Origin of the sequence: Flavobacterium flavigenum (assembly GCF_027111255.2) — a bacterium.
GTDB lineage: Bacteria > Bacteroidota > Bacteroidia > Flavobacteriales > Flavobacteriaceae > Flavobacterium > Flavobacterium flavigenum.
The window spans coordinates 4,800,252-4,818,618 of record NZ_CP114285.2; the positions used below are offsets into that span (position 1 = coordinate 4,800,252).

Annotated in this window: 18 protein-coding genes; 2 read left to right on the forward strand and 16 right to left on the reverse strand. The window is 34.0% G+C overall.

Going from position 1 to position 18,367, the window contains the following annotated elements; translation table 11 throughout:
* Positions 1-129: 129 nt before the first annotated feature.
* The gene (locus tag OZP09_RS20000; RefSeq protein ID WP_269235384.1) at positions 130-2,403 is read right to left on the reverse strand and encodes a glycosyltransferase; all 2,274 of its coding nucleotides are present in this window, start codon (positions 2,401-2,403) and stop codon (positions 130-132) included.
* A 348-nt stretch (positions 2,404-2,751) separates the two neighbouring features.
* On the opposite strand from OZP09_RS20000, the gene OZP09_RS20005 reads away from it, so the two are divergent.
* A complete protein-coding gene (locus OZP09_RS20005) occupies positions 2,752-3,840 on the forward strand; it encodes a DNA topoisomerase IB (RefSeq protein ID WP_281309884.1) in 1,089 nt (362 codons plus the stop codon).
* On the opposite strand, the gene OZP09_RS20010 is transcribed toward OZP09_RS20005, so the two are convergent.
* The 14 genes from OZP09_RS20010 to OZP09_RS20075 all read right to left on the reverse strand — a co-directional run bounded on the left by OZP09_RS20010 (position 3,837) and on the right by OZP09_RS20075 (position 17,231).
* Complete coding sequence (locus OZP09_RS20010; RefSeq protein WP_269235386.1) at positions 3,837-4,349, reverse strand: DinB family protein; 513 nt, start codon at positions 4,347-4,349, stop codon at positions 3,837-3,839. The two genes, OZP09_RS20005 and OZP09_RS20010, sit on opposite strands and share 4 nt — an antisense overlap.
* A gap of 11 nt (positions 4,350-4,360) precedes the next feature.
* On the reverse strand, positions 4,361-4,753 hold the full coding sequence (locus OZP09_RS20015; protein ID WP_281309885.1) for a VOC family protein: 393 nt from the start codon (positions 4,751-4,753) through the stop codon (positions 4,361-4,363).
* Between the two features lie 72 nt (positions 4,754-4,825).
* Positions 4,826-5,035: a hypothetical protein gene (locus OZP09_RS20020; RefSeq protein ID WP_269235388.1), complete on the reverse strand. Its 210-nt coding sequence runs from the start codon at positions 5,033-5,035 to the stop codon at positions 4,826-4,828.
* Between the two features lie 11 nt (positions 5,036-5,046).
* Positions 5,047-5,427: a DoxX family protein gene (locus OZP09_RS20025; protein ID WP_269235389.1), complete on the reverse strand. Its 381-nt coding sequence runs from the start codon at positions 5,425-5,427 to the stop codon at positions 5,047-5,049.
* A gap of 358 nt (positions 5,428-5,785) precedes the next feature.
* Positions 5,786-6,523, reverse strand: coding sequence for a GNAT family N-acetyltransferase (locus tag OZP09_RS20030; protein WP_281309886.1), 738 nt, complete (start codon positions 6,521-6,523; stop codon positions 5,786-5,788).
* 72 nt (positions 6,524-6,595) lie between these two features.
* Positions 6,596-7,201: a Crp/Fnr family transcriptional regulator gene (locus OZP09_RS20035; RefSeq protein WP_269235391.1), complete on the reverse strand. Its 606-nt coding sequence runs from the start codon at positions 7,199-7,201 to the stop codon at positions 6,596-6,598.
* Positions 7,202-7,321: 120 nt separating this feature from the next.
* The gene (locus OZP09_RS20040; protein WP_269235392.1) at positions 7,322-7,729 is read right to left on the reverse strand and encodes a hypothetical protein; all 408 of its coding nucleotides are present in this window, start codon (positions 7,727-7,729) and stop codon (positions 7,322-7,324) included.
* A 339-nt stretch (positions 7,730-8,068) separates the two neighbouring features.
* Complete coding sequence (locus OZP09_RS20045; protein WP_281309887.1) at positions 8,069-9,427, reverse strand: hypothetical protein; 1,359 nt, start codon at positions 9,425-9,427, stop codon at positions 8,069-8,071.
* A 175-nt stretch (positions 9,428-9,602) separates the two neighbouring features.
* Positions 9,603-11,021: a TolC family protein gene (locus OZP09_RS20050; protein ID WP_269235394.1), complete on the reverse strand. Its 1,419-nt coding sequence runs from the start codon at positions 11,019-11,021 to the stop codon at positions 9,603-9,605.
* Positions 11,022-11,150: 129 nt separating this feature from the next.
* The gene (locus OZP09_RS20055) at positions 11,151-14,315 is read right to left on the reverse strand and encodes an efflux RND transporter permease subunit (protein ID WP_269235395.1); all 3,165 of its coding nucleotides are present in this window, start codon (positions 14,313-14,315) and stop codon (positions 11,151-11,153) included.
* Positions 14,316-14,326: 11 nt separating this feature from the next.
* On the reverse strand, positions 14,327-15,472 hold the full coding sequence (locus OZP09_RS20060; RefSeq protein WP_269235396.1) for an efflux RND transporter periplasmic adaptor subunit: 1,146 nt from the start codon (positions 15,470-15,472) through the stop codon (positions 14,327-14,329).
* A 316-nt stretch (positions 15,473-15,788) separates the two neighbouring features.
* The gene (locus tag OZP09_RS20065; RefSeq protein ID WP_269235397.1) at positions 15,789-16,382 is read right to left on the reverse strand and encodes a TetR/AcrR family transcriptional regulator; all 594 of its coding nucleotides are present in this window, start codon (positions 16,380-16,382) and stop codon (positions 15,789-15,791) included.
* A gap of 332 nt (positions 16,383-16,714) precedes the next feature.
* Complete coding sequence (locus OZP09_RS20070; RefSeq protein ID WP_269235398.1) at positions 16,715-17,014, reverse strand: type II toxin-antitoxin system RelE/ParE family toxin; 300 nt, start codon at positions 17,012-17,014, stop codon at positions 16,715-16,717.
* Positions 17,004-17,231 carry a DUF2683 family protein gene (locus tag OZP09_RS20075; protein WP_269235399.1) on the reverse strand — a complete coding sequence of 76 codons (228 nt, stop codon included), beginning with the start codon at positions 17,229-17,231 and terminating at the stop codon, positions 17,004-17,006. The genes OZP09_RS20070 and OZP09_RS20075 overlap by 11 nt, the downstream gene beginning before the upstream one ends.
* Positions 17,232-17,349: 118 nt before the next feature.
* On the opposite strand from OZP09_RS20075, the gene OZP09_RS20080 reads away from it, so the two are divergent.
* Positions 17,350-17,790 (forward strand): cupin domain-containing protein, encoded by a 441-nt coding sequence (locus tag OZP09_RS20080; RefSeq protein WP_269235400.1) that lies wholly within the window; start codon positions 17,350-17,352, stop codon positions 17,788-17,790.
* Here the strand turns inward: OZP09_RS20080 and OZP09_RS20085 are convergent.
* Entirely contained in the window at positions 17,771-18,355 is a 585-nt protein-coding gene (locus tag OZP09_RS20085; protein WP_269235401.1) for a hypothetical protein, read from the reverse strand. The two genes, OZP09_RS20080 and OZP09_RS20085, sit on opposite strands and share 20 nt — an antisense overlap.
* Positions 18,356-18,367: the final 12 nt, after the last annotated feature.

Consider the following 18,367-nt stretch of genomic DNA (forward strand, 5'->3'; position numbering starts at 1 on the left):
AACTTTTTTGCAACCTTATATAATTTTCATTCTGTTACAATAATTCTAAAAGAATGACGTTTGTGGCAATCCTAAATAAAAAATCCCTTTCGTTAAAAAGGGATTTTGGTTTGAAAATATATAAGCACTTTAAGAATTTATAATCAGGTCAGCCTTTGTTTTAACAAGATCAATTACCTTGCATTCGGCTTCTTTAAAGTTCTCCATGATTAATCTGGCTGTCAGATAACAAACGGTTGATTCTGCACCTTGGTTAAGATTTATATTGTCTTTTTCAAGGCCATCATAACCGCCTCCGCTAACCGGATTATACATAATCTGATTTAAATGATTTTTGCCTAAAAACCAGTTAAATGCGGTTTTCATATATTCTTTGTATAACGGATTTTTGAATTCATTGTAAAAGCCGTTTAGTGTCTGGATAATGTATGAAACATCAATTGGCTGTTCTCCATATTCCTGAGGTTCTGAACCTTTATGGTACCATCCGTTATTTGAAATAACTTTGAAACCATTTTTAGTAAACATTTTTGACAGAAGGAAATCCAGGGATTCCAGTGCTATCTTTTTGTAAATAGGCTTGTTGGTTACCAAATAGGCGTACAACATAGATTCAGGAAGAATTCCGTTTCCGTATGTTAAATAATTTTCGAACCATTTCCAGTCTTCGGTAGCATGGATTTCGTAGTTGGAAACCAGTTTTGCATTCAGTTTATTAACAATTGCCGAGACATACAAGTTTGGGATTGCAGCATTGTATAAATATAATCCTTTTGTGGCAAATCCGATAGAACGCGGTGACTGAATCGTTTCAGCCCAAGGAAGGCTTTTTAGAAAACATTCTGAAGCTTTTTGTACAATGTTTTCCGGTAAAATATCTTTTAAGGCAATCACGCTTCCTAATGCCCAGATTCCTCTTGCGTTTGAATCTTCAAGGTTTACCTCTGCATTTTGTTCGATATGTTCTCTGTTGTGTTCATCAACATAATTAATGAAGCTTCCGTCCGGTTTTTGACAACGGTGAATAAAATCTAGGTAAATCAGCATATAAGGCAAATCATCTTTGTCGCCCGTCAATTTATAGTGCATTCCAACAGCTACCAATGCTCTGGCGTTATCATCCAAAGTGTAACCAGAAGATAAATCCGGAATAGAAATGTTACTGAATTGAATCATTCCTAATTCGGTTGTCAGTTTTTTAACGTGTTTCAGTTGAATTTCAGGATAATCGAAGTCAATTACAGTATCGTTTTCAATTAGGTCTGTGTATCTGCTCATGTGTGTTATGGCAACATTTTCCCATGAAGATGCTCTCATTTTACGAAAAGCATTTTTACCCATTTCCTCTCTTAAGTTATCATCAGAAAGTAGTTGAAGTGTTGCTTCAGCAAACTGATCAACATTTCCGATATCAACCAAAACACCACAATCTGAACTTAGGACTTCTAAAGTATGAGGGATTTTTGATGCCACAAGCGGGCATGCGCAGCTCATTGCATAAGCAAAAGTACCACTTACAGCCTGATTTGGATCTTTTGAAGTAAACAAATAGACATCTGTTGCTTTCAGGTAATCCAATAGTTCATTTGTTTCTAAATATTGATTGATGAAACGAACATTGTTATGTAAGTTTAATTCGTCAACAAGGGCTTCTAATTTATTACGGTAATGATCAACACCATCTATAATTAAATTAGGATGTGTTCTTCCAATAATCAGGTAAAGCACATTTGGCTCTCTTTCTACAATTTTAGATAAAGCCTGTAACCCTGTCTCAATATTTTTTCCTTCACCCAAAAGTCCAAAAGTAGAAAGTACTTTTCTGTCTTCCATATTGATTTTTTGTTTGGCCTGTTCAGGTGTTTCATAAACCACAACGTGGGTTCCATGTGGTACGCATGTGATAATGTCTTCCTGAATGTTATAATCTCTCATTAAGATTTCCTGAGATTGATTAGTCATCACAAAAACAGAATTACTGTAACTTAAAAGTAATTTTACAAAAGTTTTTAATTCGTTATTTGGATTTTGAATAACACTGTGAAAAGTAAAGGTTACCGGTTTTTTTATAGCATTTAAAAACTCTAATAAATAATCTCCGTAGTTGCCGGCAAATAAACCAAATTCATGCTGAATGTGTACCAGTTTTACCAAATCATCATTATTGATTTCTTCGGCTACTCTTACATAGTCTTTCTTATCGTTTGTATTTAATGTAAAAGCCTGAGTTGGATTTTCTTTTGGAGATTTTACCAGTTCACAAATTTCACAGCTGATTGAATTTCCATATACGTCCATAATCCCTTTGATGGTATCTTGTGTATAAGTGGCAATACCACATTGAGTCGGCGGATACGTAGACATGAAAATAATTTTCGATTTAATAGTTTGTAGCGTTTTCATTGGGATCATTTTTATTTCTTTTAATAAATCATTCGGTTTATATAAGAAGCAAAGAATTTTAATTGTTTTGTAGTTAATTTCCTTACTTAATTTATTTTGATATAAAATTATTTTAGAAGCGAGCCTGTATTTAATCCAATCAGCTAAAAAATTAACTCAAAAGGTTTTAGATGGGAATTATGTAAAACTAAACGGCTTGTATAAAGTGTTTTAAAGTTAAAAAAAAAATCAATAGGATTAATACTATTTTTTTTATAGTGTGATATTTATGATTAGTTTAAAAAACTGCAAATCAGGTATTTGGTTTTTGGATATACCTAAAAAATAAGCCCTAATTATTACACTAATATGAATACAACTACAAAGTCCCACGATAAATTAATGACCCTTTTAATCACAAAACCTGAAAAGGCTATAGAAAAACTAGATTTAGTTTATGTAAGTGATAAATCAATGCCCATAGAGAGATGTAAAGAAGGAGATATTTTTGTTTACAAGAAAAATGGAAGAAACATTAAAAAGAAGAGCGAACTAAAACGTATTCACAGTCTGGTACTTCCGCCTGCATGGGAAAATGTGAGGATTTCGGATTTGTCCAATGGTCATCTTCAGGCGGTTGGACTAGATCAGAAAAACAGAAAGCAGTATCGCTACCATCCAAAATGGAATTTAATCCGCAATCAAACCAAATTCTATAAAATAGCCGATTTTGGGAGAATGCTTCCTGCTATTAGAAAACAGGTCGATTCTGATTTAGAGAAAAAAGAATGGTCAAAAGAGAAAGTCGTAGCACTGGTAATTCGTTTGATGGAAGAAACCCACATCAGGATAGGAAATGAAAAGTATGCTAAAGATAATAAATCTTATGGGCTTTCTACCCTGCGAAAAAGGCACATTAACATTGATAAGAATGCAATAAAATTTGAATTTACCGGCAAAAAGGGAATACAGCATACCATTACTATCCGAAATAAAAGACTCATTAAATTAGTCAGCAAATGTGAGGAAATTCCAGGCTGGGAGGTTTTTAAATATTATGATGAAAATGGCGAAAAGAGAATTCTGGACAGCCATATGGTCAATGTGTATCTGCATGAAATATCAGGAGAATATTTTAGTGCGAAAGATTTCCGGACCTGGTCAGCATCTGTCATTTTCTTTGAAGCATTAATGGAATTAGGGATTGCAGAAAATGAAAAGGAAATCAAGAAAAATATTTTGACTGCTTTTGATGTTACTGCTGAAGCTTTAGGAAACACCCGAAATGTTTGCAAAAACTATTATGTACATCCTTTATTGATTTCAACTTATGAAGACGGAACGATTAAAGAATATTTTGAGAAATTAAAAAAAAGCCGCAGCAACAGACAATATTTTTCCCGTACAGAAACCGTATTTTTAGAAATGATACAGCATTATCAGCCGTTATCTGTTTAAGCTTCCGGATTATTTTTTAATGAAGTATAGATATTTTTTAGTTGATATGTATGTCTTTGCGTATGAAAAACTCCAAAGCTAAGCAGTTCATAAATAGTTAAATTTCCTATTCCGGGTATTTCAAAATCCATGCAGGTAAGCGTTAAATCATAATTGGTGGCTATGTTTAGCATTTCATTTTTAATCTTTTGGAGTGTGGATAGCAGATCAATTTTATTGTATTCTTTACTTTCCGGATATATAAAATCGGGGGAATCATATTTTTTATTTAAATTAAGAAATATTTCTTTGAGGATAGCAATCTTAGCATCAGCTGGCTGATCTAACTTTTTGGTATTTGAATCGCAAACTTTAGTAAAGCCAGATGTTGCTTTTATAATATGCCGGATGACCTGACCAGCTGTCCAGCTTCCTTCAAACGGAATACGATTAATCTCTTCTTGTGTAAATAAAGAAATTGTTTCATTTAATTGTTCAAAAGTTGTGGTAATTTCTTGTTTTAATTCCATTTTCATAATTTTTAATTAAGATGCGCATTATTATTTACAGAGGTAATCCACCAGACATTTCCAAAAGGATCGGTTACGCCACAGGTTCTTCCGTAATCCTGATTGCTTAATTCCATTACAGAAACAGCACCATTATTTATTGCTTTTTGATAGGTTTCATCTGCATTATGGACATATACAAATAAGTTCGCAGTTTGTTTTGCCCAGTCAGCAGTTTCATCAGTTACCATTATGGTACTGCCGTTTAGGGTAATTTCGGCATGCATGACTGTTCCGTCCTCACGAAGTGATTTTGTAGTAGTTTCAGCAGCGCCGAAAACTTTTTTTGTGAAATCGATAAATTTTGTAGCGCCCTGTAAAATCAAATAAGGCATGATAGTCTGATGTGCTGCCGGTATATTCATTTGTACTATTTTAAAGTTGAAACTTAAAATTACGATTTTTATTTATTGTTTTGTTAATCAGTAAATTAGGTTTTATAAAAGTACTTCACACTGAAAGCCATGTGAATTTAGAAGTTCGATTATTTTATGATTTGAAATTTCGGAGGCATGAACTCGCAGAATTTTATCACAATCTTCCAAATCAAAATTGATGACGCTGTTAGGGAAATGTTCAAGAAGCCTCCCAACAATCATTTCTGACTGCTCTGCTTCCTGAACATTTGTTTTAAAAACCTCTATCATCACAATATTAATTATATGGAACTGTTTTTAGAACGTTCTATTTTATGGTGATAGATATAAGAAGTCATTAAAATAGCCAAAACGATTAAAGGAAAGAATCCCTGAAAATCCAATCCGTCAACTGCAAAATGACTTATTGATGCGAATATAAAGTCGAAAGCAAAACCGGCATAAGCCCACTCCTTAATACGATTTGGTACTTGCGGAATCACTAATGCCAATACGCCCAAAATTTTGAAAACGACTAATGCATTTCCGAAATATTCAGGATATCCCAAATGTCTGATTCCTTCTTTTGCCAGCTCTGTCTGTGATGTAAGGGCCGGCATAACACCTTCAAACAGAAAAATAAGAATGGTGGTAGTCCAGAAAATAATTTTTTCTTTTTTCATTGGTTTTTTTTAAAATAGTTATTAGTTAATTGTTTTATACAAATCTACCATTACTATTTTTTTAATGAAACAGGTATTTCTGACTATTTTAGGGGCATTTAGGACAAGTTATTGATTTTAGAATGTTGATTTAGATTTTAGATTGCAGAAGAAAGAGATCTGCTTAAATCTGTAGAAGCCGCATGAAATTTTTGACAACGCAATCGCAATCTTGTCATTTCGACCTTTTGGGAGAAATCACACTAGTAACTCGACAGCAGTGTGGTGCTCTCCCTCAGTGATTTCTCCTTTCGTCGAAATGACAAAAAACTTTTTATTCGCATTTTTGCTTATCGAATTCGTATTACGTGTTTCCCATTCATTCGATTTCCAAAACATAGTTCTTAATCAAAAATAAATCCTCAAAACCTAATCTGTTGTAGATAGCCTTTCCCATTGCTGAGGCTTGCAAATGTGCGGTTTCGGCATTTAAATCGATAGAGAGATTTATGGCAAATTTCATGATTTCCTCTGCGAAGCCTTTTCTGCGCATTTCGGGAATTACGCCAACACCATGAATCCCCATATCTTTTTCTTTCTGGTAAAGCATAAAAGTTCCGATTGGTTTTTTATCTGCAGAGACCAAATAGAAATGTGCGTTTTGATAATACTGAATCAGAATGTCTTTTCTGATGACGTAGCCAAAAGCATTCGGGTAAACCTCTGACCAGATTTTGGCATCTTCCTCAGTAATTACTTTTTTGAAGGTTAAATTATCCTGAAGTGTGAATTTTTTATTCAGCTTTAAAAACATTCCAATCTGTTCGGTTTTGATTTCAAAACTGTTTTGTTCCAGAAAATGACTGGAATTACTTCCAAAAATATCCCAATACGGAATTACCAAACCTGGATTGTTTTTTACAATTTCAATGATTTTTGAGACATCACTTTCTTTAATATCTTCTCTAAACCACAATTTATTAGGCCAGCCGGAATTTTCTATTTTGCAGTATTCGATTGCATCCTGTTTTTTGTAGGCTTGGAAAGGAACTCCAACTGTTTTCCAAAAACCGGTTAGATTGTCGATATTATCTTTTATGAGATTTATATTTTTCATTTTTTAATGACGAAATTAATAATACAGCAAAGATAAATTTAGCCTTCTTGAAAAACCTTTACATATGTTGATTTACAAATCTTTTTCAAGGCTCTTCCTGATTCGGCTTAACTGAGTAGGTGTGATTCCCAAATGCGATGCGATATGCAATAACGGAACCCTTTCCTCCATATCCGGATGTTTTTGCAGAAGATTTATATATCTTTCAGTTGCATTTTGCATGACTAAAGAGATTTCACGCTGTTCTTTCTCAATGATCCAGTTTTTTTCTAAATGAGCAATGTAGAAGTTTTTGAGGTCGTCATTTTCGTTAATCAGCTTTGTATATTTTTGGTAATCAATGTTAATTAGGATACAATCTTCAAGAGCTTCAATTGAAAAATGAGATGGGGTTTGAAGCATCAATGAAACTTTAGAACCTGCGAATGCATTTTCGAAAAAGAGATTTTTATTGTAGAAATTTCCCTGCTGGTCTGTAATATATGCTCTCAGGATACCTTTTGCTATAAAATGAAGGTTTTTAGCTATTTCTCCGTTTTGTAATAGTGTTTCTCCTTTTTTAAGGGTTTGGAATTCTGTGGTGTTTTCAATCAGCTTCCATGACCTTTCAGAAATAGGGGAGTAACTTTGAAAGGTTTGTTTTAGGTTAGTAAGGTATTTATCCTGATTGGTGATCATTTTATTTAATATAGAATCAAAAAAATAATTGCAGATGAAGTTTTCAATGGAGCCCTAAAAACTTTTATTTTAGGCTTTTAAAAGATACTTCAAGTTACATTATTCGTATTATTTTTGGAGTTAATCAGCATAATGATAAATACTTTTTTTAACAGTATTATTTATTTTTTCAAGTGTGACTTCTGTGATGCCGCCTTCATAATTCATTGAAATCGCAACTTTGTTTTTTGAAATTTCATAATCAATAGATATTAATCCATTTTTGTTTACTTCAACTGATTTGTTTTCACTTGGAATATTACTTAAAAAATAATCTGATTCTTCTACTTCTTTGTTTTTAATAATATTTTCATAGACTTTATTAAGATTTGTATTTTGTATTGTGCACTCTCTTCCTGATCCCATTTCCACTTTTACATCTTTACAATCTTCTGTTTTTTCTACATTCTTCTCTTCTGTTTTAGTAACTCCAGTATGTTTTGCTGATTCTAATTTATGATTTGAATTGTTTATTTCGACTTTTTTCATCTCAGCTTTTTTAGCTGCATCTTCAGAATTTTTCTGGCAGCTAATTATGGATATAAAAAGAATAAAAAATATAAAGCAGTATTTTTTCATAAGGACATTAAAGGTTATTATAATTTATGAGTAAATATATGAAATTATAAAAAGAATATGCTTTGGATAGTTTCCTGCAAACATCTTTCTTTTGTCAGGTTGTAAAAATCACAATAAAATTTAAGTAATTTAAAAATACAATGCCTTGTAATGAAAGCAGAAAGATCTTTTTATATTGAGAAGCAACCTAAAAAAAACGCCATGAAAACTAAAAGTCCCACAGCATTTTTTAAATTTTGTCGAAATGTGTTATTCGTAACAAGTATAATCTACTTTGATAGTTTTGGCTTCGTTATCTTTTGTAAAACTGTAGGTATCTACTAAATTAAAGTCATCTAGATGGATGGTTCCAAACAGTTTGTAATCATCATTTTGATCGGCGCGTTCTGCTGCGGAGAAATATTTCTCAAATGTTCTATCGTCTTTTTTCTCTATTTTGGATTTTCTGAACTGAAGTACTTCTTTGTCTTGATAGGAGGTATAAGTATGTATAAACGGAAACTTGTTCTCTGCACCGCCACAGTTATTGGACCACACCACATTATTGATATAATAAGAGATACAATTGTTTTCAAATTTTTCTTCTGCAAAAGTATTCATGTAAGAAAACTTGTCATCTGCCATAAGGGTATATGATTTTTGCAACAGTTTACCATTTTCAAGCCAATATACTGTTGTTTCATTTGCATCGCCAACGTTCCCGCTAAATATCACTTTGTTATCATCGTAGTTAACAGAACAGACCATAGTCTGATCCTCTTTCATGATTTTTGTAAGCATGCCATCTTTGTAAACAAATTCTTTTTTGTTGTTGCTTTTTCCTTCATCTTTATAATAGGTCACGGCTGTAGGAAGCCCTTGGTCGTTAAAAGAAACACTTTTTAAAGGAATCCGGACACCTTTCTTTTTAAGGAAGTAAGAATCCAGCGTTTTTAATTTTGCTGTTCCCTGTTTAAAAATGGCTTCATCATCTAATTTTATATCTGGAATAGGGAGGGAGTGATCACTCAACAACGCTTTCATAACTTCTTTGGATTTGGCAGTAATTTTGTTTTTGCCTTGCAATGAAGCAACTTCCTTTTTGTACTTTCTGGTATTGATAACGTATGAGGATTCTTTTTTCGATTTCAATTGTTCTGCTACAAATTCAGTTGCCATTCTTGTGCCTTCCTTTACTTGTACTTTATCATCCAGTTTTCCGCTCCAGTAAGCAAATGCCTGAAAAGACTGGCCGTCTCCGGTAATATCTAGTGTTTGTTTATTTTCGAAAAGCACATAGGTGTATTTATTGATGGTAATGATTTCTAGGTTTTCTTTTGGAAAATTACGATTCAGTTCCGCTTTTTCAGAATTGTCTTCATTGCCTGCATAGACAGTATTTCCTTGTGAAGAATATTCATTTACATCGACCAGGAAAACATACTTTTTACCTTTTTTAATCTGCAAAGTATCGGGTATTATTTTTTCTTCTTTAGTTGGTTCTGCCATTGCGACTTCCTGAACCGCTGTGGTTTTAGCTTTAGATATTGGCTTTTTTTTACCTTTTTTCTGTGAATGTCCCTGAAATGAGAGTGTTAGAAGAAGAAGTAATGCTAGTAAATGTTTCATTTTGTATTTGTAATTAAATTTTTACAAATATAAGTCTTTTAATAAATTATTAAATAATTATCTTACAAAATTTTAATAAATAGGTATAAATACCTGAATTTCAATACATATAAAAAACGCTGCAAAACGTAAAGTCTCACAGCGCTTTCAGAAATAAATAATTAAAAAACGGGTATTATCTCCAGCCTCCGCCCAATGCGCGATATAAATCGGTATTGGCAGATAACTGTTGTCTTTTTATGTCGGCAAGTTCCAATTCGCTTTGCAACAAATTCGATTGAGCCGTAATTACTTCAAGATATTCAGCCATACCATTTTTAAATAATAAATTGGCATTTTTAATAGCAGTCTGTAAAGTTTTTACACGTTCCTTAAGAAGCGTTTCCTGTTGTTGTAATTTTTCAACTTTAACCATAGCATCGGCAACTTCACTTACAGCAACCAAAACTTGTTGTCTGAAGTTTAAAACTGCTTTTTCTCTTTCCGCTACAGCGATATTATATTGCGTTCTTACTCTTTTATTATTGAATATTGGCTGAGTCAGACCACCGGCTACGGTTCCGAATAAAGAAGCCGGAATATTAAACCAGTTGCTGGTTTCAAAAGAATTCAATCCGCCTTGCGCTGTGATTCTTAAAGCTGGATATAAATCTGCTTTTGTGATTCCAACATTAGCATTGGTAGCTTTTAGCGCCAATTCAGCACTTTTTACATCCGGTCTTCTGCTTACTACAGAAGACGGAATTCCGATTTTAGTATTGTTTTCAATCGTAATACTAGTCAAAAGTGTATTTCTTTCTTTTGCACTTGGAAAAGAACCTGTTAAAACACTCAAAGCATTTTCCTGAATCGTAATATTTTGTTCTAATAAAGGAACCAATTGAGCAGCAGTTAATTTTTGTGCTTCAGATTGTTGAACTGCTAATGAAGTAACCTGTCCTGCATCATATTTTAATTTGATGATGCTGGTTGTACTGTCATTTAACTGAACATTTTTCTTAGCAATTTCCAATTGAGCATCCAGCATCAAAAGATTGTAATATCCTTTAGAAACATTCGCAACAATAGTAGTCTGCAAAGCTTTTTTTACTTCTGATGACTGAAGATAACTAGCGTAAGCCCCTTTTTTCTGATTTCTGATTTTTCCCCATATGTCTGCTTCCCAGGAAAGTGAAGCGCCTGCAGAATAATCGTCAATATGTTTGGCACCAATGGCCTGACTTAGGTTTAATCCTGTAAAACTGTTATCAGACGGATTGCTGGTACTTGCATTTACAAATAAATTAACCTGAGGCACATTTCCCCATTTAGATTGTGTAAATCTGTATTGCGCTATCTCGATGTTTTTTTGTGCAATCTGTAAATCGTTATTACGCGTTACAGCACTATCAATTAATTTGACAATATCCTGTTCTGTAAAGAATTTTTTCCACTCCACATCTCCAATACTTGTTGTATCGCCTGAAACCGATGCACTCCTGAAATTTTCAGGAAATGCATCTTTTGGAGTTTCAATATCCTTAGAAACTTTACAGGATATGAATGTGACGATCAAAATGGCAATCATCACGATTTTGGTTATATAATTTTTCATTTTACTTTGTCGTAATTAAATTTCTGGACATTTATCTTTTTTGGTTTCGAGGTCTTTCGAAATTTTATAAGAGATGTATGCTAGGCTTCCGATGATTGTCATCAGAATTGTCGTTATATAGTTTTCCATTTATTTTTCTTCGTTATGAATTACAGCTACCGGTTTTCCGGAAACTTTTTCTTGTAAATGTTGGAATACGATAAATAAAACCGGGATAATCATTAACCCAAGAATTACTCCCGAAACCATTCCTCCGGCGGCACCAATACTAATAGAGTGGTTACCCTGAGCCGATGGACCTTTGGCACTCATCATCGGAATCAATCCAACAACGAAAGCCAGTGACGTCATGATAATCGGACGCAAACGTAATTTTGCTGCTTCTATAGAAGCTTTTACCAACGCCTGACCAGATCGTCTTTTTTGTACTGCGAACTCTACAATCAGAATCGCGTTTTTGGCCAGTAATCCGATAAGCATTACTAAGGCAACCTGTACATAAATGTTGTTTTCGATACCAGTTAATCCAATTGCTACGAAAACTCCAAATATACCTGCAGGGATAGATAAGATTACAGCAAGAGGCAAGATGTAACTTTCATACTGTGCAGCAAGTAAGAAATAGATAAAGATCAGACACAATAAGAAAATAGTTGCCGATTGTCCTCCTGAAGAAATTTCTTCACGGGTTTGTCCTGAAAATTCATAACTATAACCTGCAGGTAATTGTTGAGCTGCAACTTCTTCGATTGCTTTAATGGCATCACCGGAACTAAATCCAGGTTTCGGAATCGCATTAATCGAAATCGAATTAAACAAGTTGTATCTTGATGCGGTTTCTGAACCATAAATACGGGTTAGTTTAACCAAAGTATTCAACGGAACCATTTCGCCATCTTTATTTTTTACAAACACACGGTCAATAGCGGTAGGATCTGCTCTGTCGGCAATATCTGCCTGAACAACGACTCTGTAATATTTACCAAATCGGTTAAAGTCAGATGCCTGTGCACTACCAAAATACGCCTGCATGGTTTGTAAAATGTCTTTTACTTTTACGCCTAACTGATCTGCTTTTGCATCATTGATATCCAATTGTAATTGTGGATAATCGGCTTTGAAACTTGTAAACGCTACAGCGATTTCCGGACGTTTCATCAATTCTCCAATGAACTGTTGCGAAATTCCACTAAACTTATCCAGTTTACCACCGGTTTTATCCTGTAATACTAAATCCAAAGCTTCAACATTACTAAATCCTGGTACAGTTGGGAAACTAAATACGAAGAAACTTCCTCCTGAAATCGCGCCTAGTTTTCCGCGGACTTCATTCATGATTTCATCAATATTTTTAATCTCTCCACGTTCTTCGTTTGGTTTAAGCAATACGAAAACAACTGCAGATGATGGACTTGTAGAATTCGTCAATAAGTTGAAACCTGAAATCGCAGTTACAAATCGTGATGAATTTAAACCTCTTAAAGTATTTTCTGCTTCAGTCATTACTTTTTGAGTTCCGTCAAGTGAAGTTCCGGAAGGTGTATTTACTGCAATTGCAATAAATCCCTGATCTTCAGTTGGGATAAATCCGGCAGGAGTAGTTTTTACCATTACAACCGTTGCGAAAGCAATTAAAGCCAAACCTCCTAAACTAACCCATTTGTTACGGATTAAGAATTTTAATCCGCCCACATAACGATTGGTCAAATTCTCAAAACTGTTATTAAATCCGTTAAAGAACTTTTGTTTAAAACCTTGTTTTACATATGGAGTTTCACCATCGTGTGCGCCGTGATTATCTTTTAAGAATAAAGCGGCTAGGGCAGGGCTTAAAGTCAAAGCATTTACAGCCGAAATAACAATTGCAATTGCCATTGTGAAAGCAAACTGTCGGTAGAAAACCCCAGTCGAACCTTCCATAAAACCAACCGGCAGGAATACAGCAGCCATTACCAGCGTAATCGAGATAATAGCACCCGTTATTTCGTGCATAGCTTCATGCGTGGCGATTTTTGGAGACAGATGTTTGTGCTCCATTTTCGCATGCACGGCCTCGACGACTACAATCGCGTCATCAACCACAATACCAATCGCCAGAATTAATGCGAAAAGCGTAAGCAGGTTGATCGAGAATCCGAATAACTGCATGAAGAAGAACGTTCCTAAAATTGCTACAGGTACAGCAATAGCCGGGATTAATGTTGATCTGAAATCCTGTAAAAAGATAAATACCACGATAAATACCAGGATAAAGGCTTCCAGTAATGTATGTTCAACTTGTTCAATAGATTGATCTAAAGAAACTTTTGTACTATAGAAAATATTATGTTTTATTCCTGCAGGGAAATCTTTAGAGGCTTTAACCATCAATTTGTTGATAGCAATCTGAATATCATTAGAATTTGAGCCTGCCAATTGAATAACTCCGATTACAATTCCTTTTTTACCATTTAAACGTGTTAAACTGTTATAAGAATAAGCACCCAATTCAACTCTTGCCACATCTTTTAAGCGAAGGACAGAACCATCGGCATTAGAACGAATCGCAATATTTTGGTAATCTTCTGGTTTGGTTAGTTTTCCTTTGTATTTAATTACGTATTCGAAAACCTCTTTACTTCTTTCACCAAATTTACCCGGAGCAGCCTCTAAACTTTTGTCCTGAATGGCTGCCATAACTTCATTTGGCGTAACATTATACGTTGACATTTGTGTTGGGTTTAACCAAACACGCATAGAGTAATCTTTTACACCACCAAAAATAGCAGCAGAACCTACACCAGGAATACGTTTAATCTCCGGAATGATATTGATTTGTGCATAATTGGCAACAAATGTCTGATCGTATTTCGATTCATCTTCGGTATACATACCGATCGCCATAATAAACGAGTTTTGTTGTTTTGCCGTAATGACACCTTGCTGTACCACCTCTGCAGGCAGCTGGCTCGTTGCCTGTGCCACACGGTTCTGAACGTTTACAGCAGCCTGATCGGCATCTGTACCTAATTTAAAGAAAACTGTAATCGCTAACGTACCATCATTACTGGCAGTTGAGCTCATATAAGTCATATTTTCAACACCATTTATAGATTCTTCCAGCGATGGTGCCACAGAACGTAAAACAGTTTCTGCGTTAGCTCCGGGATATACCGCCGTTACCAAAACCGATGGTGGCGCAATATCAGGAAACTGTTGTAAAGGCAATTTCGTAAGTCCAAGTACTCCCAGAATCACCAACAAGATGGAGATTACGGTTGCCAGTACAGGTCTTTGTATAAATATTTTGAACATTTTCGTAAAAATTATTTTTTGTTAGTTATTTGGGCAACCTTAGCTGCACCTTTCTCAGGCTGGATTACCTGACCTTCCTGAAGTTTGTCAATACCGCTTAATACAATTTGGTCACCGGCTTGTACACCATCTTTAATCAGATAGTTGGAACCGCTTTTACCAACAACAGTAATTGGCATTTTGGTAACCTTGTTGTCTTTGCTTACTGTAAAGACAAAAACTTTATCCTGCATTTCAATCGTAGCCGATTGTGGAACCAGGATAGCATCATCATGCTGTAATCCTAAACGGATTCTTCCTGTGTTTCCGGAACGTAAAGTTCCGTTTGCATTTGGGAAAGTCGCTCTCAACGTAATCGCACCTGTAGTTTTATCAAACTGACCGTCTACCATATCGATTTTTCCTGTTTGAGGATAAGCGTTGTTATCAGCTAAGATTAGAGAAACCGGAGGTAATTTTTTGATTTTGTCTCCAATGCTGTTTCCTGCATATTGTGATTTGAAGTTGATGAAATCTGTTTCGCCTAAAGAGAAATAAGCAAAAACTTCATGAACGTCTGAAAGTGTCGTTAAAGGTTCAATATCTGAAGCAGAAACTAAACTTCCTTGTTTTTTAGGCAATCTTCCGATGTATCCGCTAACAGGAGCAGTAACATTTGTGTATCCTAAATTGATTTTTGCAGAAGCAACCATTGCTTTTGCCTGCTCGATATTAGCAGCAGCAATTTTTTGAGAAGCTTTAGCCGTCTTTAGCTGATAATCAGAAACTACTTTGTTTTGTACTAAAGGAGTTAATTTATCAACTTCTAATTGTGAGTTAATTAAAGCAGCTTCTGCAGCGTGAAGACTTGCCAAAGCATTGTTTAACTGCTCACGGAAAGGACGTTCGTTTATTTTAAATAAAGACTGACCTTTAGAAACATAAGCACCTTCGTCTACCAGAACGCGGTCTAAGTTTCCGCTTACCTGCGGACGGATCTCTACATCTACAGTTCCTTGTATAGAAGCAGGGTATTCGTTTTCAGTAGTAGTGTTTGCGCTTGTTATAGCCATAACCGGCAATACAGGAGCGGGTGCAGCGGCTGGAGCCTGCGACTTGTCGGCGCAGCTGCTAAGAACTAGTGCCAGAATAAAGCTGGTTATAATTACATTTTTCATCTTAATATTGGTTTTAATTTGTTGGACATTCTCGTTTTTAAAAAATTTATTTATAGTAATATTTGAGTTTATATTTAAGCTTGTTTATTTTTCTAACACCGTTAAGTAAAAAAGTGTAAAATTCCATATAATGATGCGTTCCAAATCTATTTCATAATCGGTATTAAATTATTTATCGGTGTTAAGTAATGAGCTAAAAAAGACTTCTTTTATGTTAATTAAATTATTTATCACTGTTAAGTAAAAGAGTAAAAAAAAGGATTTGCTAAATTACCTATTAAATCATTTACCACTGTTAAGTTAAAATGAAATTTTTTTATTGAATTGATTTTATGATTCCACCAATCGCATCTTTTAGGATCTGACCGTTAATCGTATCAAGCGAAATACTTTTGTTGATAATGTTAATGGCAATCAATCCGTGAATGACAGAAAAGAACGTAAAATACTTTTGTTTGATAACCTCTTCAGTCGGATTGCTTTTTTTCATAATCTCTGCAATGACCGAAGTAAATAACTTATAAGGTGTTTTTGCAGCATCACATTGTTCAGAACAACAATTCATTTGCACCCCAAACATCACCTGATACATTTCGGTATCTGTAAAGGCAAAATCCCAATAGGCCATCCACATAGCTTCTATCTGCTCTTCCGGTTTGTCAAATTTAGCTTTGGCATCTTCCAGCTCTTTACCTAATTTAAGAAAACCTTTACCGGTTAACTCTCTTAGTATAGCATCCTTATTTGAAAAGTATTCATATATGATAGGAGCAGTATATTCGATTCTGTCCGCAATTTTACGCATACTCAAACCAGTCCAGCCTTCTTCTTTCACGATATCGTAAGCAGCGCCAAGAATATTATTTCTTGTCTCTTCTTTTTGTCTTAAAATACGATCTTTACTAGCCATTTTGAATAAGTATTAAATTGTTTAACACTGTTAGGCAAATGTATGGCGGTTTTTCGAATTACGCTATAATTTTATCATAATATTTTCTTATCGTACAATAAGCTTCTTTAAAAAAGTTTCGGAAGCATTGATTTAATTAAGGTTGTTTGATTTTAATATGTTTTCAGAAGCAGGAGATTTTTCGTTTTTCAAGACATTTTGTCCCGCTCTTTACTATATCTTTTATGGCGAACCCCGCCATAAAAGGATGCCGTTTCGATCGGGGCTAGATAGAAAGTATCATTTTTATAATTTTCTGAAATAAAACTTCATAAATCTAAAATAGATAGCGGTTATCTTATGGGATATTTTTCTGGATTTTGCGAAGTATGAAAAACAGCATTTAGAAAAACAGTTTTTGTTAATTCATCAACAATAAAAAAAGCGATATATGGAAATTTTTTAAAAGGAAGATAACGATAATTATTATCATGAAATTGATGAAGCGGATTTATCTGTAAAGCTTTGTAAACCTTTTTATAATCATTAAGAAAGTTTAATGCGACTTTCTTACCAGCTTTTAATACATAATATTCAATAGCTTTTTCAATATTTTTTATAGCAATTGGAGAAACAATAACCTTATAATTCATACTTTTTCTTTAAGTCAGTATAAATGGATTCGGCATCGGTATAAAGTTTTTTATCTGTAGTTACTTGTTCATTTAAAATATGCTGCTGCTCTTCGGACAATTCGTAAGGTTTCACATTTGCAATTTCAAATTTTATCTTTAATGCTTTCATAAAAGCTTTTACAGCTTCAATTTGAGAATCATCTTCTGTGTACGCTGTGATATTAATTGCTTGCATGATTTTTAAAGTTTACTAAAGTTGGTAAACAAAGTTAAGACAAAAGTCTAATTTTCATGTTAATCATTTAATTATTTTTACGAAGCTCAATTTTTCGTAACATTACATAAAAATAAAAATGAAACCAGCATCCATTCTAAAAATTGCGATTGTTACTTTAATTGTACAATCAGCAAAGGCTCAGGAAACTAAAAAAGAAACTGTTTCAACAGAGCCAAAATATACAATTGAAAATTGTGTCAATCATTTTGAACTGGATAAAGCCACAAAAACAAAAGCAGGTTACCAATATTGGTTTGGCGATAAAAACTTCACTCACGAAAACACTTTAAAAATGAGTATTGTCGAACCCGGAAAATCCACGCACGCTCCGCACCATCACCCGGAAGAAGAATTCTTTTATATTTTAGAAGGTTCCGCTTCTTTTTTCTTAGACGGAAAAACAGTTGTTGTAGGTCCAAATACAAGCTTATATTGCCCGCCAAATGCTGAACATGGAATCAGTAATGCAGGAAAAACCGATTTGAAGTATTTAGTGATTAAGAAGGATTTGAGGTAAATTTTCTAATTTGCTTTTTGATTAGATAATATATCCAGACAAATAACAAAAAGAAAATAATCTTCATTAATAAAGCCATAAAATAGTTTGGCGGATAAATCCCTATATCATTATGCATTGTCCAGGAACTTGGTAAATAATCACGATGAAAAGTAATAATTAATATCACAAATCGCTCAATTGAAATAATCAGCAAAAAGCTAAACACAATTCTTAAAAAGACATTTTTGTAGATTTTTCTAAATCGCAGAAGCTGTGTTATCGTAAACCATAAAATGGGCTGTAGCCAAAATCCAATTGCATATTTTCCAAAGATTCTTTGTAGCATATAGCTTTTTTCTTCAGGATTGCTTTCGGCATAAAAAACAATTGTGCCAATAATCCACACAAGAAAGTAAACGATTCCAATAAAGGAAATAAACTGAACAGCTTCTTCATCTGTTTTATATAATTGTGGTTTCTTCACAAAAACAGATAGCAATAAATAGAGTAGTGTATATAAGCCAAAAGCTGTAAAAAAGTCTATTGTTATGATTTGAAGAAGTAATAGGATGTTTTCTTTCATGTATTTTATAGA

Excerpts from the sequence above, each read along its gene's own strand:
- OZP09_RS20000 (WP_269235384.1), bottom strand. The coding sequence starts at position 2,403 with ATGAAAACGCTACAAACTATTAAATCGAAAATTATTTTCATGTCTACG.
- OZP09_RS20005 (WP_281309884.1), top strand. The coding sequence starts at position 2,752 with ATGAATACAACTACAAAGTCCCACGATAAATTAATGACCCTTTTAATC.
- OZP09_RS20010 (WP_269235386.1), bottom strand. The coding sequence starts at position 4,349 with ATGGAATTAAAACAAGAAATTACCACAACTTTTGAACAATTAAATGAA.
- OZP09_RS20015 (WP_281309885.1), bottom strand. The coding sequence starts at position 4,753 with ATGAATATACCGGCAGCACATCAGACTATCATGCCTTATTTGATTTTA.
- OZP09_RS20020 (WP_269235388.1), bottom strand. The coding sequence starts at position 5,035 with ATGATAGAGGTTTTTAAAACAAATGTTCAGGAAGCAGAGCAGTCAGAA.
- OZP09_RS20025 (WP_269235389.1), bottom strand. The coding sequence starts at position 5,427 with ATGAAAAAAGAAAAAATTATTTTCTGGACTACCACCATTCTTATTTTT.
- OZP09_RS20030 (WP_281309886.1), bottom strand. The coding sequence starts at position 6,523 with ATGAAAAATATAAATCTCATAAAAGATAATATCGACAATCTAACCGGT.
- OZP09_RS20035 (WP_269235391.1), bottom strand. The coding sequence starts at position 7,201 with ATGATCACCAATCAGGATAAATACCTTACTAACCTAAAACAAACCTTT.
- OZP09_RS20040 (WP_269235392.1), bottom strand. The coding sequence starts at position 7,729 with ATGAAAAAAGTCGAAATAAACAATTCAAATCATAAATTAGAATCAGCA.
- OZP09_RS20045 (WP_281309887.1), bottom strand. The coding sequence starts at position 9,427 with ATGAAACATTTACTAGCATTACTTCTTCTTCTAACACTCTCATTTCAG.
- OZP09_RS20050 (WP_269235394.1), bottom strand. The coding sequence starts at position 11,021 with ATGAAAAATTATATAACCAAAATCGTGATGATTGCCATTTTGATCGTC.
- OZP09_RS20055 (WP_269235395.1), bottom strand. The coding sequence starts at position 14,315 with ATGTTCAAAATATTTATACAAAGACCTGTACTGGCAACCGTAATCTCC.
- OZP09_RS20060 (WP_269235396.1), bottom strand. The coding sequence starts at position 15,472 with ATGAAAAATGTAATTATAACCAGCTTTATTCTGGCACTAGTTCTTAGC.
- OZP09_RS20065 (WP_269235397.1), bottom strand. The coding sequence starts at position 16,382 with ATGGCTAGTAAAGATCGTATTTTAAGACAAAAAGAAGAGACAAGAAAT.
- OZP09_RS20070 (WP_269235398.1), bottom strand. The coding sequence starts at position 17,014 with ATGAATTATAAGGTTATTGTTTCTCCAATTGCTATAAAAAATATTGAA.
- OZP09_RS20075 (WP_269235399.1), bottom strand. The coding sequence starts at position 17,231 with ATGCAAGCAATTAATATCACAGCGTACACAGAAGATGATTCTCAAATT.
- OZP09_RS20080 (WP_269235400.1), top strand. The coding sequence starts at position 17,350 with ATGAAACCAGCATCCATTCTAAAAATTGCGATTGTTACTTTAATTGTA.
- OZP09_RS20085 (WP_269235401.1), bottom strand. The coding sequence starts at position 18,355 with ATGAAAGAAAACATCCTATTACTTCTTCAAATCATAACAATAGACTTT.